This is a genomic window from Nocardiopsis coralliicola, from assembly GCF_054779695.1.
This window is the reverse complement of sequence record NZ_BAAGXT010000007.1, coordinates 107165-123705: the sequence shown is the minus strand read 5'-3', so window position 1 is coordinate 123705 and position 16541 is coordinate 107165. Positions and strand designations below refer to the sequence as shown.

The following is a 16541-nucleotide window of genomic DNA, read 5'->3' as shown; positions in this document are numbered from 1 at the left end:
TAACGGAGAGTGCCGCGATTCCCCGGTTCTTCCGCCGGGCCGCCGGGTCCGCCGCTAGCCTTTCTGCGATATGGGAGCGTTCTCAGGATCTGCCGACTCCGCGGCGGCAGCCGCCGTCGCCGCGGTCGTCGCAACCGCCCTGCTCTTCGGTGCGGTCCGGCTGCGCCGCCACGGCCGGTTCGCGGGCTGGCAGGGCCAGGTCGACCTCGCGGTGCTCGCCACCGGGCTGGGGCTGGCGGCCTTCGCCTTCTGGCCGGCGCCGCCGGCGCTGACGGCGCTGCTGCCGGGCGGTGCGTCCGCCGCGCCGGGGGCGTGGTGCGTCGCGGGCGGTGCGCCGGTGCTGGCCGAGCCGTTCACCCGGCTCGGCGAGGGTGCCGGAGGAGGGCTGCGGGGAGCCGCGGCGGCGTTCGCGGTATTCCTGCCGTTCGGTGTGCTGGCGCGCTACCGGTACCGCGCGGGGGCCGTGTCTGCCGTGCTCGCCGGCGCCGCAGCCGCGTGCGCGGTCGAGGCGGTCCAGGCGTCCGGCGGCCTCGGCGCGCTGCCGTGCGCGATGCGCACGGCTTCCGTCGACGACGCCCTGCTCGGCGCTGCCGGGACCCTGGCCGGCTGGCTGCTCGGCTGCGCCGCGGTGCGCCTCCTGCCGCGCGGCTGGCCCGGCGCCTCCGTCGACCTCCTGCCCCCCGGCCTGTCCCGCCGCGCCGCCGGACACCTCTTCGACGGCGCCCTGCTGTGGGCGCTGCCGGTGCTCGCCGCGCCCGTGGCGGCCCCGCAGCGCGGCACCGGCGCCGGCGCCGCCCGCGACGAGCTGGTCGCGGCCGGGGCTGCCGTCCTCGGCGTGCTCCTGCCGCTGCTGCGGGACGACCGCTGCACGCCGTGCCGCGCGGCGCTGATGCTCGCCGTCACCGCCCGCGCCGGCGGCCCCGCGCCGCGCCTGCGGGTGCTGCTACGCAGCGCGCTCCTCTACGGCCCCGCGGCGCTGCTCGTCGCGGTCGGACAGCCGTGGTGGATTGCGGCCGTCGCGGCGGTGCACGGCGCCCCGGCCCTCTTCCGCCGGGACGGCGCCGGGCTGGCCGACCTGATCGCCGGAACGCGGATCGCCACCCGTGCCGCGATCAGTCCGGTGCTGCCGTCGCTCCTGGTCCGCAGCGACGTGCCGCTGCCGCCCCCGCCGCCTCCCGTACCGGCCCAGCGCGAGGGGGAGCCGGTCGGCTGACGCCGAGGGGTATCCGCGCTCGCCGCCCCGGCACGCCCCTCAGCCGACCCGGGGGCGAACCGGCATCCGAGGCCGCCCATCGCGACCGCGGGGCGCGAGCCGAGCCTCGTGCCCCGCTTGAGTCCGGCGCCGGCCCCGCGGTCCGGCGGTCCCGTGTGTCCGTGCCGGGGCAGCTGCCGCCGCGGCCGGCCCGGGCATGCCCCGCGGCGGAGGGACGGGCGGGGTAGCGGCCGCTGCCGGTCGGGCGGTGCCGGCAACCGCGGTCCGGGCCGCCCCTGTGCCGCGAACAGTCCGGTGCTGCCGCAGCGCCGGATGCGCCGCCCCCGCTGCCGGGTCGGCGGGTGGTGCCGGGCTGCGCCCACCGGTGCAGGTAGGCGGGATGTGCAGCCGGGGCCGGCCGTCGCGGTCGCAGCCGCGGGAGAGCGGGGCGCTGCGCGCGCCGCTGTTGAGCCCGTTCCGGTCTGCAGCGGCGGGGCCTTTTCCGCGGCCTTCGGCGCTGCTCCGCCGCTCCCGCGGCCCGGGGTCTTCGCGTCGGGGCCGTCGCCGTCGCGGCCGACTCGGGCACGTCTCCGGCGGAGAGGGGGGCAAGGGAGCGGCCGATGCTGCCCGGGGCGATGTGGGCCATCGCGGTCCGGCCGCGGCGCCGGGGCCGGCGGGGCAGGCCCATCGGTGCAGGTAGACGGGAGGGCAGTCGACGCCGGCCATCGCGGTCGCGCGGGGGCCGGTGTGCCGTGGCGGTCCGGCGCCGGTCTCCCATCGGGCGCCGTTTCCGCGATCCTGGCCCCGGGAACGCGGGCCGCTCACCGGGACGTGGCCTGTGCGGTTCGGCTGCCGCGCTGGTCCGCAGCGGCGTGCCGCTGCGGCGGGTGTGTCGGCGCCGGTCCGGCGGGTTGGTGCCCGCGGCGCCGGGGCCGGCCGGGTCAGGCCCACCAGTGCAGGTAGGCGAGGTAGCAGCCGATGCCGATCAGGGCGACGCCGACCACGGCGAACATGCCGTGCACCCACTGGCTGAGCCAGGGGGCGTCGATGATGCGCGCGTGCTGCGGCGCGTTCGGGTGGTAGGTGACGGTGACCTCTTCGCCGTGCTTGGAGGCGGTCCACCCGGTGCTCTCGTGCAGGGCGTCCACCTCGTCGCCCTCGTGCGTGGTGAAGCGCACGACCATGCGGGCGGTGGTGCTGGATTCCTCGTAGCCGACGATGGTGCCCTGGGCGCGGAAGCCGTTCCGCAGCAGGAGGCCGGTCCACATCGCGTGGCGGAAGTATCCGTAGAGCACTCCGATCCCCGCCAGGATCGGGAGGAGCGGATAGATGTCGGCCATCGGTGGGCCTTCCTGCGCGGCGGCGCCCCGCGGTCGCTCCCGGTGCGGCCGTGCGGGAAGGGCCGGACGGGTGGGGATCGGGCGGCCGCGGCGCCGCTCGGCGTCCGCCCGACCCCTCACTATGCCGTCGTCGGCCCCGGTCCGCATCTGCACGGCGCAGGCGCGCCGGTCCGGGTGCGGACCGGGCCCAGCCCGGGTGCCGCGAAATCCCGCAGTCCGCTGGGGAATGCGTCCCGTGCGGCGGCCGGGCTGCCGGTGGAGAAATGTCATCGGTGTCCCATGAGGCCCCTCCCTCTCGGGAGGGAGACCGAGGCACTGCGGCTGCCGCCTTTCGTCGTAGGCGCAGATACGCAACGTGGGCGATGTGCCCGCGGCGGTGCGGCCGTAGCGTTGGGGTCATGGCGGCGCGGAATACGGGGCCGCGATCCGCCGCACGGGGCCCGGACGGGCGCGCTCGGACCCCGGACGCAGACGGCCGGGACCGGGGGGTGTCCCCCCGCAGTCCCGGCCTTCTCGCGTAGAGGGGCGCGCGGTGCGGGGGTTACCGCTCGTCGGCGGCACCGCCCCCGTCCTGCCCGGCCGGCGGGTCCTCGGCCAGGATCCGGTACAGGCTGCGGCGGGTGGACTCCAGGAGCCGGCGTGCTTCGGCCTGCTGCGCCGGGGTGCCGGCGTGCGACACCTGCATGACGGCCATACCGACTTCCCGAGTGAGCTGGTGCAGCTCCCGCTCGCTCTTACTGACCCCGTCCGCCACCGCGTTCCACGGTTCGGCATAGGTGTCCGGGTCGGCCTCGACGGCGTCCCGGCCCTCGCCGGTCAGCTCGAAGATCCGGCCGCCGCCCTCCTCGGCGGCCCGGACGAGCCCTTCGTCCTGCAGCTGCTGGAGCGCCGGGTAGACCGAGCCGGCACTGGGCCGCCAGACGCCGTCGCTGCGCCGCTCGATCTCCCGGATCAGCTGGTAGCCGTTCCGGGGCTCCTCGGCGAGCAGCGCCAGCGCCGAGGCGCGGACGTCGCCGCGGCGGGCCCGCGGCCCCCGGCCGAAACCGCCGCGGCCGCCGCCGGGCCCCCGGCCGCCGGGGCCGCCCCAGGGCGGGCCGCCCCAGCGCCCCCGGATTCCGCCCGGCCCGCCCGGTCCTCCCGGGCCGCCGCGCATCCGGTACCCCGCCTTCGGCCCCATCATCGCTTCGCGTGCGCCCTGCGCGCCGGGGCCGTGCGGCCCGAACGGCGGGAAGGACATCTCGTGCTGTGCATACATGGTCCTGCCTCCATCGGATCGTGCGACCGACGTGTTCGGTTCGCTGTTCTCGATAACTCAACGATATATCGAGATATTCCATCCGGCGACAGGTGTGGCCGAGAGGGCATGAGGATCTGCCGTTCGGCGACCGCGCGGACCAGGCGGTGCGCCGACGGGAAAGCGCCCGGTCAGAGGTTCAGCACCGGGTGCAGGCGGCCCATCGTCCAGGTCCGCTTGCCGGCGCAGGCCGCCCAGGACAGCAGCAGAGCACCGGCCGTGAACGCGGCCAGCACCAGGCAGCCCAGCAGGACGACGCCGGTGTTGCCGCCGCTGATCAGGTGCCGGGCGCCGGTCACCACCCAGTACATGGGCGCGAACGGGGCGATCGCCTGGAAGAAGCCCGGGCTGGTCTGCAGGGGATAGGTGCCGCCGGCCGAGGTGATCTGCAGGATCAGCAGCACCAGCACGATCACCTTGCCCGGCGCACCGAACTGCAGGTCCACCCAGTGGACGATCGCCGTATAGGCGGCCGCCCCCAGCGCGAGGAAGCCGATCAGCCCCGGCCAGTTCACGGACTCCAGTCCGAGCAGCAGGTGCAGCGCTCCGGCCATCACCGCGGCCTGTACCGCGCCCAGCACCGCCACCGGCAGCCACCCCGCAGCCGCCACCCGCCAGGACGCGGCGCTGGAGGCCAGCGCCCGGCCGGATGCCGGCGGCAGCACCATGTAGGCCACCATCGCGCCCACCCACAGCGACAGCCCGAGGAAGAACGGAGCGAAGCCGGTGCCGTAGTCGGGCACCCTGTTGTCGTGCTCTTCGGCGAGCTGCGCCGGGCTGCTCATCATGTCCGCGCGCGCGGCGCGCTGGTCCGGGTCGAACACGGGGATCCGGTCGGCGCCGTCCGACAGCGCGCCGGCCAGCTCGTCGGAGCCGCTCTGCAGCTTGCCCACCCCGTCGTCCAGGTCGTCGGCGCCGATCCGCAGCTGTGCGACGCCCTCGTCGAGCGCCCCGGCGCCGCCGGAGAGCGTACCGAGGCCGGTGTCCAGCTCGTCGGCGCCTTCGGACAGCGTGCCCAGTCCGCTGTCCAGTTCCACCGCGCCGCCGTGCAGCTCGGCCAGCCCGGACTCCAGCTCGTTTGCGCCGCCGGCCAGAGTGCCGAGCCCGGTGTCGAGCTCCTCGGCGCCGTTGACCAGTGCGTCGAGGCCGCTGTCCAGGTCCGCGGCGCCGCCGTGCGCGGTATCGATGCCGTCCCGCAGCTCGGCGGAGCCCTCGGCCAGCTCCGCGAGCCCGTCGTTCAGTTCATTGACCTGGCTGCGGGCGTCCTCGGCGTCGTCGGCGAGGTGCGGCGCTGCCTCGGACAGCTCGTTGGCGAGGTCGCGTACGGACCGCGCATCCGCGGCCATGCCGCGCAGCGTGCCGCGGTGCTGCTGCACATAGGAGTCCAGCGCGACGGCGCGGTCCGCCGCCCACTGCGCGTCGCGCACCAGCGCGTACAGCTCGGGGTCCTCCGCTGCCAGCCCCGGACGGGCCTCCTGGTAGGCGGCGAGCCGCGCCGACAGCCCGGAGAGCACGGCCGCCTCCTCGGCGCCGAGCTCCGGCAGCGTGTCGAGGGCGTCGGCGAGCCCGCCGGACGCCTCGGCAACGGTGTGTGCGCCGTCGGCGATTCCGGGGCCGCGCTCGCGCAGCAGCGGGATCCACTCGTCGGCGAGCGCGTTGAGTTCGTCGGTCTTCGCCGCGACCTGCTCGGAGGCGCTGCCCGCTCCGGAAGCCAGCGTCTGCGAGCCGGTGGCCAGCGAACTGAGCCCGCTCTCCAGGGAGTCCGCGCCCGCCTCGGCGTCTTCCAGGCCGGACAGCAGCGCGCCCGCGCCGTCGTGGGCGCTCCCGGCGCCGCCGGAGAGCTCCGCGGCACCCTCCTCGGCCCCGGAGAGCCCGCCGGCCAGCTCGCCCGCACCGCCGTGCGCGGATGCGGCGCCGCCGGCCAGTTCGTCCGCTCCTTCAGCGGCGCTGTCCACCCCGGAGGAGAGCTCGTCGGCCCCGTCTTCCGCGTCGCCGAGGCCGCCGGCGAGCTCGCTGGAGCCGTCCTTGGCGGAACCGGCGCCGTCGGCCAGCTCCCCGGCGCCCTCGGCGGCCTCCTCCGTCTCGGAGTGGATCTCGTCGAAGCCGATGAAGAGGGTGTCGAAGTACTTGGCGGCGGCCGTCTCGGCGACCGCCTGCTCGATCTCGCGGAACCCCATCGACAGCAGCTCGGTCGCGATGTAGTTGGTGGCATCGTTGAAGTGCACCTGCAGGGTGGCCGGCGTGGGGTCGCGGCCGGTGTCGGCGGGGGAGACCAGGTCGGCGCTGAAGTCCTCGGGGATGGTGATCGCGGCGTAGTAGCGCCCGTCGGCGACGCCCTCGGACGCGTCCTCGGCGCCGGTGACCTTCCAGGCGAGGTCCCCGCGCTCGGTGAGCCGGTCGGTCAGCTGCCGCCCTGCGTCGACGGTCTCGCCCTCGGCTTCGGCGGGCTCGTCCTCGTCCACGAGTGCCACGGGCAGGTGGTCGATGCGGCCGAACGGGTCCCAGAACGCCCACAGGTACATGCCGGTGTAGAGCAGGGGGATGACGGCGAGTGCGGCCAGCGCCGCGATGAGCAGCGGGTGCCGGAACCACGACCGGACCGACAGCCACGCCACCCGCCCGACGCCCAGAATCCGCGGCCGCCCCCGAGGCGCCATACGCTCACCCCTCCTCCGCTTCCGCTGTCCCCTCCGGGCCGCCCGGCGCGCCGGGCGGGCGGTCTTCCGCGCCGGCTGGTGCGCCGTCCGGCCCGCCTCCGAGCGCTCCGCTGCCCGAACCGCTGACCGCGGTGCCGTCCCCGGCGGCTCCGCCGCTGCTCGGGCTGCTGCCGCCGGCGTCGCTGAACGGGCCGGCCGGTGCCCCGGTGCCCGCGACCTCCGCGCCGCCGCCTTCGCCCGTACCGGCAGCCCGGCCGCGTGCCCTGCCGGAGAACAGGTCGGCGAGCCGGAGGCGCCCGCGGGCGGCACCGGCCGAAGCCGCTTCGGTACCGGCGCCCCCGGCTGCATCGGGGACCGGGCGCAGCGGGTGCACGTCCGCGCCGGATCCGGAGGCGTCGGCACAGGTGGCGATGGCGGTGAGGCCGCCCTCGGCCAGCTCGTGCAGCAGCGCCCACATCGCCGCGCGGTGCCCGGCCCCCAGCCCGGCGCCCACCCCGTCGGCCAGCAGCAGCCGCGGCTCCTCCAGCAGCGCGAGCGCCACCCCCAGCCGCGCCCGCTCCACCGCAGACAGGTCGCGGACCAGCCGGGTGCGGTCCAGGTCGCTCAGCCCCGCCGCGGAGAGCGCCGGCGCGACCACCCCCTCGGGCGCCGGCCGGAACCGCAGCAGCATCCGCTCGGCGAGGTGCTCGCGCACCCGCAGCCGCTCGTCGAGGTCGTTCACGCCGGACAGCAGCGCCGGGGCCGCGATGCGGCGCACCTTCCGGGCATGCCTGGGCAGCACGTGGCCGTCCACCCGGAGCGCCCCGGAGCTCGGGCGCATCCGCCCGCCCAGGGTCAGCAGCAGCGCGGTCCGGCCGCTGCCGGCGTCGCCCTCGAACACGGTGAGAGTGCCGGGCATGGCGGTGAAGGAGACGCCGGTGAAGACCGTGCCCTCTCCGGTGCGCAGCTCCAGCTCGTCCGCGTGGACGATCGCCCCCGTGGCGCGGCGCATGCCGCCTCCCTCCGGTTCGCCCCGGTCTCCGATGCCTGGACTCGGTAGGGCGTGATCCGCCCGTTCTGTCTGAGCTTCGGCGGTGGATCCGCGCAGGGCAACGCGCCACGCTCGGACTTGGCCGTCCGCAGACCGGGGCCGCCGGCGACGTGCGGGCGTGCGGGGGCGCGGCCGCGGCCGGGGGAGTTCAGCGGTGGCGCGGCGCGGCACCGCGCTATGGAGTGCCCGTCCGGCAGGTCAGCGCTGGTCCGGGCGCTCGGCCAGCAGCACGGCGTCGACCAGCCGCATCACCGCGGCGTGGACCTCCTCGATCGGCCGGCCGGGGGAGAGGGTGCGCCACTCCAGGGCCGTCGTCACCCCCATCCCGAACAGCGCCGAGCCGGTGAGGCCGGTGTCGAGGTCGGACCGGAGCGCGCCTTCGCCGACCATCGCGTCCAGCAGCCCGGTCAGGATGTCGATGGCCTGGCGGCGGATGCGCAGCGCGGTCGCCTGCCACGCCTGGTTGGAACGCCACGCCTCGGAGAGCAGCAGGCGGGCCAGCCCTTCGCGGTCGCGGATGAAGCGCAGCTCCGCCAGGAGCACCCCGCTGAGCGCCTCCCGGCCACTTCCCTGGGCGCCTTCGGCCAGCACTGCCCCGAACCGGTCGACGCCCCACTCCATGAAGGCCGTGAACAGCTCGGTCTTTCCGCTGAAGTTGTAGTAGACCGTGCCCTTGGCCAGTCCGGCCCGCTCGGCGATCTGGTCGACGGTGACGGCGTCGAAGCCGCGCTGGACGACGAGCTCCAGCGTCGCCTCGAAGAGCCGCTGCCGGGTGGCCTCGCGTCGGCTGCTCACTGCTGCTCCCAGTGCGTCGGGTGGGGCGCGGACCGGTCTGTACGGGCTGCGCGTGCCGTGCCGGACGGCCGGACCCCGCCGGCCGCACCGCAGGCATTATCCCGGGCCGGGGCGGCGGGGCGCGCCCTGCCGCGCACCGCGGGCGGCGGGCCCCCGCGGGCAGGGTGGCCGCCGGCCGGGCTCACAGCGAGAGCGGCGGGTGCAGGTCGGCCAGGGTCCAGGTGCGCCGCCGGGCCACCGCCCACCAGGTGAGCAGGGCGAACACCGCGAGGTAGGCGGCCAGGACGCCGCAGGCGGCCGCCGGGATCGCGGGATCGCCGCCGCTGATCAGCACACGCAGGGCGGACACCACCCAGCTCATCGGCAGGTAGGGCGCGATCGCCTGGAAGAACCCCGGGCTGGTCTCGATCGGGTAGGTGCCGCCCGCCGAGGTGAGCTGCAGCATGAGCAGGATGAGCGCCACCACGCGGCCGGAGGCCCCGAACCGCGCGTTGGCCCACTGCACCACGGCGGCATAGGCGGCCGCGGTGAGCAGCAGTACGCCGATCAGCGCCGGCCAGCGGTCGGCCTGCAGCCCCAGGGCGAAGTGCAGCACGGTCAGGCTGACCAGCACCTGGCCGGCGCCGATGGCGGCCGCCGGCAGCCAGCCGGCCAGTGCGATCCGCCAGGAGGGCGCGGCCGAGGCCAGCGAGCGCGGCGGTACCGGCGGCAGCACCATGAAGACCATCATCGCGCCGACCCACAGCGAGAGCGCGATGAAGAACGGCGCGAACCCGGTCCCGTAGTCCGGCGCCTCGTTCGCGGTGGCCGAGGCCAGGTGGACCGGGTCGCCCATGGCCTCGGCACGGTCGGCGCGCTCGCCGGAGCCGCCGAAGTCCGGGATCGCGCCGACGCCGTCGGACAGTCCGCCGGCCAGCTCCGAAGAGCCCTCGGAGAGGTCGGCGAGCCCGCCGTCCAGTGCAGCGGCGCCCTCGTCCAGGTCGCCCAGGCCGTCATGCAGGTCGCCGGCGCCCCCGGACGCCTCCTCCAGGCCGTCCCGCAGGTCCCGCGCGCCGGAGGCGAGGTCGGCCAGGCCGTCGTCGAGGTCGTGCACCTCGTCCATGGCGTCCTCGGCGCCGTCGGCCAGGTCGGGCGCTCCGTCGGCGACCTGTTCGGCGGTCGCGGCCACCTCGCCGGCGCGTTCGGCGACGCTGTCGATGGAGTCGCGGTGGTCCGCGACGAAGCCCTCCAGCTCCGCGGCCCGGTCCGCGGAGGTCTGCGCCTCGGTGAGCAGCGCGAACGCCTCGGGTTCGCGCTGCTCCAGGCCGGGGTCCTCGGACAGCCGGGTCCCGATCCGATCGGCGAGGCCGGCGGCGTCCACCGGCTCGCCGGAGCCCGGCCCGGCGGCGGACCCGGCCCCCGCCGGGTCCGCGGCGCCGGGCTCCGGCAGCTCCTCCAGCGCATCGGAGACCGCCGAAGCGGCGTCCGCGATGTCCTGCGCGCCGCTGGAGATGTCCGGTGCGTCCTCGCGCAGCTTGGGGATCCACTCCTCGGCGACCGGGTCGAGCCCGTCGACGGCGTCCGAGACCGCCCCGGAGGCGTCGCCGGCGCCGCTGGCGAGGTCCCGCGAGCCGGCGTAGAGCTCGGCCACGCCGGAGGAGAGGTCGCCCGCCCCCTCCTCGGCGCTGCTCGCGCCATCGGCGAGATCGGCGGAGCCGTCCTTGGCCTCGGAGCTGCCGTCGGCCAGCTCCCCGGCGCCGTCGGCGGCCTCCGCGGTGGCCTCCCGCACGTCGCCGAAGCCGACGAACAGCGCGTCGAGGTAGTCGGCCGCCGCCGAGGAGCTCGCGGCCGCCCGCACCTCGGCGAAGGCGGAGGAGAGCAGCTGGCGCACGGTGTAGCCGTTGGCGTCGTTGTAGTCGGCCTGCAGCAGCGCCGGCACGGGCGTGCCGTCGCCGCGCTCGGGGGCGGTGAGCTGCTCGCTGAAATCGGCGGGAATGGTCAGCGAGACGTAGTAGCGCCCCTCGCGGACGCCGTCGGCGGCCTCGGCGGCGTCCGCCTCGTGCCAGTCGAGCTCGCCGCCGTCCAACAGCTCGTCGGCGAGCGCGTCGCCGGCCGCCAGCTCGCCGCCGTCCTCGCGCTCGGCCGGCCGGTCCTCGTTGACCAGGGCGACCGGGAGGTGGTCCATGCGGGAGAAGGGGTCCCAGAAGGACCACAGGTACAGGCCCGAATAGAGGATCGGGATCAGGGTGAGGGCCGCCAGGGCGGCGATGGTGAGCCGCGAGCGGAAGAACGCGCGCACCGACAGCCGCCCGATCCGGGCGGTGGGCAGCAGGCGCGGGCGGCGGAGGCGGGTGCGGCTCATGCCGCCTCCTCCGCGCGGGTGTGGCGCCCCGTACCGCGTTCCGCGCTCCTGCCGCGGTCCGCGGCCGGCGCGGCCGGGGTTCCGGCCCGGTCGGGGTGCAGCTCGACGACGTCGGCCAGGCCGGCCGCCCGCTCGGCGTCGGCGCAGGCGGCGACGGTGGTGGTACCGGCGTCGGCGACGTCGCGGAGCACCGCCCAGAACGCCTCCTGCTCGGCGGCGTCCAGGCCGGTGTCGGCCTCGTCCACCAGGATCAGCCGCGGCTCGTCGAGCAGGGCCAGTGCGACGCCCAGCCGGCGCCGCTGCGCCGCCGTTAGCGCGCCCGTGCGCCGGGCGGGGTCGAGGCCGTCCAGGCCGGCCGCCGCCAGCGCCTCGGCGCGGGCGGCGCGCGGTGCCGGGCGCAGCCGCAGCAGCAGCCGCTCGGTCAGGTGCTCGCCGACGGTCAGCCGGTCGTCCAGGTCGTTGACACCCGGGCACAGGGCCAGGGAGGCGATGCCGCGCACCCGCCGCGCCGCCCGCGGAAGCGGATGGCCGTCGACGGCGAGCTGCCCGCCGCTCGGCCGCATGCGCCCGGACAGGGTGAGCAGCAGAGCGGTCCGGCCGCCGCCGGACCCGGCGCGCACCGCGGTCAGCGATCCGGGTGCCACCGCCAGGTCGAGTCCGGTGAACACCGGCCCCTCGGCGGAGCGCACCGCGAGCCCTTCGGCATCGATCCGCGCTCCCGTCGCACGCCGCATCCGGCCCTCCGCTTCCGACCGTACCGGGGCGTCCGCGAGCGCGCCGCCCCGTTTTTAGACTGACCAGTCAGTTCAAATCGGGATCCACGATAACTCCGGCGCGGGGCGCGCGGAGGCGGGGCCGGCGTCGGCTGCGTCACACCGGCGCGGCCGCGCGCCGGTAGAACCGGATTCGTTTACCGCGGCAACCGGCCGAATGCGGACGGAAAGAGCGAAGAGGGCGTCTTGACCGCACGGGGGGTGGCCGCAATAGCGTCGTTACATCCCCCTGAAACGGAGAGGTGTCCCCCCGGATGACCCCAGCGCCCCCCGTCCGCGCCGTTGCCGCCCGCGTGGACGCGGCCCTCTACCGGGCCTCCGGGTGGCCTGCGCGGCGCCGCACCTGCCTGCTCACCTCCCGCGGCCGCAAGACCGGACGGCTCCGCACACTCCCGCTCGGCTACGTCGAGGCCGACGGCGGCGTGATCGCGGTCGCCGCGTCCGGCCGGGGCGCCCCGCGGCACCCCATGTGGTACCGGAACCTCCTCGACGACCCGCGGGCCACCGTCCAGATCGGCCGCGAGGTCCGGCGGGTCCGCGCCCGCACGGCCGGCGGCGGCGAGCGCGCCGGCCTCTGGGAGCAGCTCACCGCAGGCCACCCGCGCCTCGCCGATGAACAGGCCGGCACGCGCCGGGAGATCCCGGTCGTCCTGCTCGTCCCCTCCGACTGGGTGGCCTAGGGCCGAGGGGCGCGCACAGGGAAGGGCCGCACGGACGGGATCCGTGCGGCCCTTCCCTGTGGGGACTGCGTGCTGCGGGTCAGACCTGCAGGCGGCGCATCTCCTTCTCGTAGTCGCGGGTGGCCAGCCACAGCTTGGCGATGATGGCCAGCTCGAAGGCGAGCAGCGCCGCGCAGGACAGGATCGTGACGCCGACGATGAACGGCGTCGTCAGGGCCGGGGAGGCCAGCGCGACCAGGGCGGTCAGCGGCGCCACCACGCAGACGAACATCTCGAACTCGATGCCGCTGAACAGGTGCGGCCGCACCCTGCTGCGCAGCAGTGCGTCACGCACCCGCTCGTAGAAGCCGAGCCGCTCCGCGAACGCCTTGTGCACGTCGACCACGCGGGCGCCGGTCGCCTTGGCGCGGGCGTAGACCTGCTCGCGGTCGAGCGACGGGTCGTCGCGCAGCGCCTCCTCCATGAAGACCACGGCGGGGCCGTCCTCGACATCCCCCTCGCCGGTGCCCGGCGCGGGGCTGCTGCTGCCGGCCTCCTCGGTGCTCGCGCTCTCCGCGTCGGCCGCGGCCTGCGCCGGGCGGCCCTGGGCGGCGGCGCGCAGGTTCTCCCGCATCGTCAGCCGGGTCTTGCCGACCTGCGCGCCGTTCAGGTAGCGGAACAGGTCGAGGAAGGTCACCACGCCGATGAGGATGAGGAAGACCGAGTGCCCGGTCACCACCCACTGCCCGATGAACAGCGCCATCATGCAGCCGAAGAACCGGATCCGGTCGAACACGAAGTCGACCCAGGCGCCGAACACCGAGCCGTTGTGCTTGAGCCGCGCGATCTTGCCGTCCATGCAGTCCAGCACGAAGCTCAGGTGGAACAGGACGGCGCCGGCCACCAGCCACGGCCAGGTCCCCAACGCGAACGCGACCGCCGAGCCGAGGCCCAGCACCCCCGCGCCGAACGTGATCTGGTTCGGGGTGATCGAGGTCCGGTTGGCGGTCCAGACCACGAGCCGGGCGGCGAGCGGGTCGGTGAGGAACACCGTCCACCAGGCATCCCGGCTCTTGTACGTCCGCTCGCGGACCTCCGCGAGGGTAAAGGTCGTCATCTCATCTCCTGCGGGTCCCCCGGCGCGCCGCCGAAGGGGCGGTCGTCTGCGACGATCGGCCGGAGGGGAGTGTTGCTCCCATACGGGGGGAGTCACGGGCGGGCAAGTCGGAGCCGCACGATCATTGCAGACCGCGGCCCGGGGATCACCCCAGGCCACTGGTCCGGTCCGCCGCGCGGCTCGTCCATAATCGACAAGTAAGACGGGTACGGTACCGGCGCCGGCAGGCGGCCCCCGACCCGGACGGCATCGACCGAGGTAGAGGCGTGCGCTTTCTCAACAACCAGGTCCCCGCACACGACCTGACCTACAGCGACGTGTTCATGGTCCCCCGGCGTTCGACCGTCGGGTCGCGCCTGGACGTCGACCTGTCGTCGGACGACGGCACCGGCACCACAATCCCCATCGTAGTGGCGAACATGACGGCGGTGGCCGGGCGCCGCATGGCCGAGACCGTGGCCCGCCGCGGGGGCCTCGCGGTCATCCCGCAGGACATCCCGATCGACGTCGTCACCGAGGTCATCGGCTGGACCAAGCAGCGCGACCTGGTGCACGACACCCCGCTCACGCTCGGCCCGACCGACACCATCGGCGACGCGCTCAACCTGCTGCCCAAGCGGGCGCACAACGCCGTGATCGTGATCGACGGCGACCGCCGACCGGTCGGCGTCGTCACCGACGCCGACTGCGAGGGCGCCGACCGCTTCACCCAGCTCCGCGAGGTCATGTCGGCCGAGCTGCTGACCGTGCCGGCCGGCACCGACCCCAAGGAGGCGTTCGGCACGCTGCACGAGCGCCGCCACCGCCTCGCGCCCGTCGTCGACGCGACCGGCGCGCTGGTGGGCGTGCTGACCCGCACCGGGGCACTGCGCGCCACCCTGTACACGCCCGCGGTCGACGCCGCGAACAGGCTGCGCGTCGCCGCGGCCGTCGGCGTCAACGGAGATGTGGCGGGCAAGGCGGCCGAGCTGCTGGAGGCCGGTGTCGACGCGCTCGTCATCGACACCGCGCACGGGCACCAGGAGAAGATGGTCTCCGCGCTGCAGCGGGTGCGCGCGCTCAACCCGCAGGTGCCGGTGGTGGCCGGCAACATCGTCACCGCCGAGGGCACCCGCGACCTCATCGAGGCCGGCGCCGACATCGTCAAGGTCGGCGTGGGCCCGGGCGCCATGTGCACGACCCGGATGATGACCGCCGTGGGCCGGCCGCAGTTCTCCGCCGTGCTGGAGTGCGCCGAGGCCGCCCGCGAGATGGGCAGCAGTGTCTGGGCCGACGGCGGCGTCCGCCACCCGCGCGACGTCGCGCTCGCGCTCGCCGCCGGAGCCTCCAACGTCATGATCGGCTCCTGGTTCGCCGGCACCTACGAGTCGCCCGGCGACATCGTGCGCGACGCGCAGGGCCGGATGTACAAGGAGAGCTTCGGAATGGCGTCCTCGCGCGCGGTCCGGCTGCGCACCGCCGAGGACTCGGCGTTCGACCGGGCCCGCAAGGCGCTGTTCGAAGAGGGCATCTCCTCCGGCCGGATGTACCTCGACCCGGAGCGGCCGAGCGTCGAGGACCTGATCGACGAGATCATCGCGGGCGTGCGCAGCTCCTTCACCTACGCGGGCGCGACCACGGTGGCCGAGTTCGCCGAGCGCGCCACCGTCGGCCTGCAGAGCACCGCCGGCTTCACCGAGGGCAAGCCCGTGCCCACCAGCTGGTAGCCGGCTGCCGCGCGGCGCCCCCTGCAACGGCGAGGGCCCGCCCCGCATCCCGAGAAGGGGTGCGGGGCGGGCCCTTTCACGCTGGGGGCTGCCGGAGCGCCGCGGGGCTACGGCCGCGGCCAGGACCGCGGCGTGATCGACGCCGCTGGGTGCTCCTCGCGGTCGCGGCGCAGCATCCAGTCCAGCTTCGGCTCGACGATCCAGCTGGTGCAGCGCTGCACCCAGTTCGACATCAGCACCAGGGTGAGTCCGACGGCGAGCACCCCGTTGACGACGAACGTGCCGTTGGGGCCGAAGAACGCCTCCGACCACTCGAGCCAGCCGAAGCCCTCGGCGATCCGGATCACCAGCCCGTGCAGCAGGAAGGCGTACATCGTCAGCGCGCCGTAGCGGGTGAACCAGGTGGTCCGGCGCGGGGTGAGCGAGAGCAGCGCGACCGTGAGCCCGAACGCCAGGCCGAGGAAGAGGAGCCGCCCGGGGATACCGACCGGCAGGTCGACGTCGCGGTCGACCAGGCTCTCCCGCCAGTAGACCCACTCGCGGCTGACCCGCTCCAGGTAGAAGACGGTGGCCGCCATCGTGGCGAGCACGAAGACCGCGGAGGCCGCGCGCACCCAGGTCGCCTTCAGGTAGTCCAGGTGGCGCTGCTCGATGACGAGGCCGGCCACGAAGAACGGCAGCAGGCTGAGGATGCGGGAGATGCCGAGCACGTCGCCGGTCACCACGAGCCCGCCGGCCAGCGAGACCGCCACCGAGACCGCGAACGGCCAGCGCACCCGCCGCCACAGCGGAACGCTCAGCCGCCACACGAACAGCGCGGCGAGGAACCAGGTGAGCCACAGCGGCTCCAGCGGGCTGTCCGGCAGCTTGCGGCCGACCGACAGCGACTGCAGCGCATAGATGCCCCAGAAGATGAGGTAGGGGCCGGCGATCGTGGTCAGCAGCTTGTCGATGCGCCGGCCCGAGCCGTCCTGGGATCGCGACAGGTAGCCGCTGATCAGGACGAACGCCGGCATGTGGAAGAGGTAGATCCAGAAGTAGACCCCCTCCGACAGGCTCCCGTCCACGGTCGGCTCGATGGCGTGTCCCACCACCACCAGCACGATCAGCAGGAACTTCGCGTTGTCCAGCAGCGCGTCGCGCTGGGGCTTGGGCTTTGGCTTGGGCGCGCCCGGCGCCGCGCCGGCGGACGTGCTGTCGGGGCGGCTGCCGCCGCCGGTCTGGTCAGCGCGATCGCCGGGCATGCTGATTGTTGAGGCCACGGGGTCTCCGGTCACCTTTTCGGGGCTGGGGAGTGCCGGGTGCGGTCGACCGGGCGGCGCGGCGGCAGGGCCGCTGGCGCGGGGGACGGGCCGGTCGGTGTCGGCTGGGAATCCTGAGAGGAACCGCCCGAGCACTGTACCGGGCGGTGGCGGGCACGGCCATACCGCACCGTGTCCGCGCCTGTGTTCTGCGGCACGGTCGCAGGTCGGCGGGGTGGCCGCCGGCGCTGTCCGGCGCGGGACACGCCCGTGAGGATAACACGGAGATAACGGGCGCGGTGTAGTGCGGGATGCGGACTGCTCTCAGGCGGAGTCCCAGGTTCTCAGCTTTCTCCCGCTCCGGGCGGGCCCGCAGGCATGCCGGGGCGGGCCGGC

General features: G+C 75.4%; 12 protein-coding genes. 3 read left to right on the top strand and 9 right to left on the bottom strand.

The window, feature by feature from the left end; translation table 11 throughout:
- Positions 1 to 70 precede the first annotated feature (70 nt).
- Complete coding sequence (locus ACYVGT_RS08035; protein ID WP_460855810.1) at positions 71 to 1213, top strand: VanZ family protein; 1143 nt, start codon at positions 71 to 73, stop codon at positions 1211 to 1213.
- 920 nt (positions 1214 to 2133) lie between these two features.
- On the opposite strand, the gene ACYVGT_RS08030 is transcribed toward ACYVGT_RS08035, so the two are convergent.
- From ACYVGT_RS08030 to ACYVGT_RS08000, 7 genes are all read right to left on the bottom strand, one after another.
- Positions 2134 to 2532, bottom strand: a complete 399-nt coding sequence (locus ACYVGT_RS08030; RefSeq protein ID WP_460855809.1) for a DUF3592 domain-containing protein — start codon at positions 2530 to 2532, stop codon at positions 2134 to 2136.
- A gap of 541 nt (positions 2533 to 3073) precedes the next feature.
- A complete protein-coding gene (locus ACYVGT_RS08025) occupies positions 3074 to 3787 on the bottom strand; it encodes a PadR family transcriptional regulator (RefSeq protein WP_460855808.1) in 714 nt (237 codons plus the stop codon).
- Positions 3788 to 3957: 170 nt separating this feature from the next.
- Positions 3958 to 6483 (bottom strand): YhgE/Pip family protein, encoded by a 2526-nt coding sequence (locus ACYVGT_RS08020; RefSeq protein WP_460855807.1) that lies wholly within the window; start codon positions 6481 to 6483, stop codon positions 3958 to 3960.
- A gap of 4 nt (positions 6484 to 6487) precedes the next feature.
- The gene (locus tag ACYVGT_RS08015; RefSeq protein ID WP_460855806.1) at positions 6488 to 7474 is read right to left on the bottom strand and encodes an ATP-binding cassette domain-containing protein; all 987 of its coding nucleotides are present in this window, start codon (positions 7472 to 7474) and stop codon (positions 6488 to 6490) included.
- 237 nt (positions 7475 to 7711) lie between these two features.
- Positions 7712 to 8308, bottom strand: a complete 597-nt coding sequence (locus tag ACYVGT_RS08010; protein ID WP_460855805.1) for a TetR/AcrR family transcriptional regulator — start codon at positions 8306 to 8308, stop codon at positions 7712 to 7714.
- Positions 8309 to 8489: 181 nt separating this feature from the next.
- Positions 8490 to 10649, bottom strand: coding sequence for a YhgE/Pip family protein (locus tag ACYVGT_RS08005; RefSeq protein WP_460855804.1), 2160 nt, complete (start codon positions 10647 to 10649; stop codon positions 8490 to 8492).
- A complete protein-coding gene (locus ACYVGT_RS08000) occupies positions 10646 to 11383 on the bottom strand; it encodes an ABC transporter ATP-binding protein (protein ID WP_460855803.1) in 738 nt (245 codons plus the stop codon). The genes ACYVGT_RS08005 and ACYVGT_RS08000 overlap by 4 nt, the downstream gene beginning before the upstream one ends.
- Positions 11384 to 11676: 293 nt before the next feature.
- Here ACYVGT_RS08000 and ACYVGT_RS07995 point away from each other — a divergent pair, with 293 nt between their 5' ends.
- Positions 11677 to 12102 carry a nitroreductase/quinone reductase family protein gene (locus ACYVGT_RS07995; protein WP_460855802.1) on the top strand — a complete coding sequence of 142 codons (426 nt, stop codon included), beginning with the start codon at positions 11677 to 11679 and terminating at the stop codon, positions 12100 to 12102.
- A gap of 79 nt (positions 12103 to 12181) precedes the next feature.
- On the opposite strand, the gene ACYVGT_RS07990 is transcribed toward ACYVGT_RS07995, so the two are convergent.
- The gene (locus tag ACYVGT_RS07990; RefSeq protein WP_460855801.1) at positions 12182 to 13198 is read right to left on the bottom strand and encodes a CDP-alcohol phosphatidyltransferase family protein; all 1017 of its coding nucleotides are present in this window, start codon (positions 13196 to 13198) and stop codon (positions 12182 to 12184) included.
- A gap of 266 nt (positions 13199 to 13464) precedes the next feature.
- On the opposite strand from ACYVGT_RS07990, the gene ACYVGT_RS07985 reads away from it, so the two are divergent.
- Entirely contained in the window at positions 13465 to 14904 is a 1440-nt protein-coding gene (locus ACYVGT_RS07985) for a GuaB1 family IMP dehydrogenase-related protein (RefSeq protein ID WP_460855800.1), read from the top strand.
- A gap of 107 nt (positions 14905 to 15011) precedes the next feature.
- Here ACYVGT_RS07985 and ACYVGT_RS07980 read toward each other — a convergent pair whose 3' ends face one another.
- Positions 15012 to 16148, bottom strand: coding sequence for an acyltransferase family protein (locus ACYVGT_RS07980; protein WP_460855799.1), 1137 nt, complete (start codon positions 16146 to 16148; stop codon positions 15012 to 15014).
- Positions 16149 to 16541 lie beyond the last annotated feature (393 nt).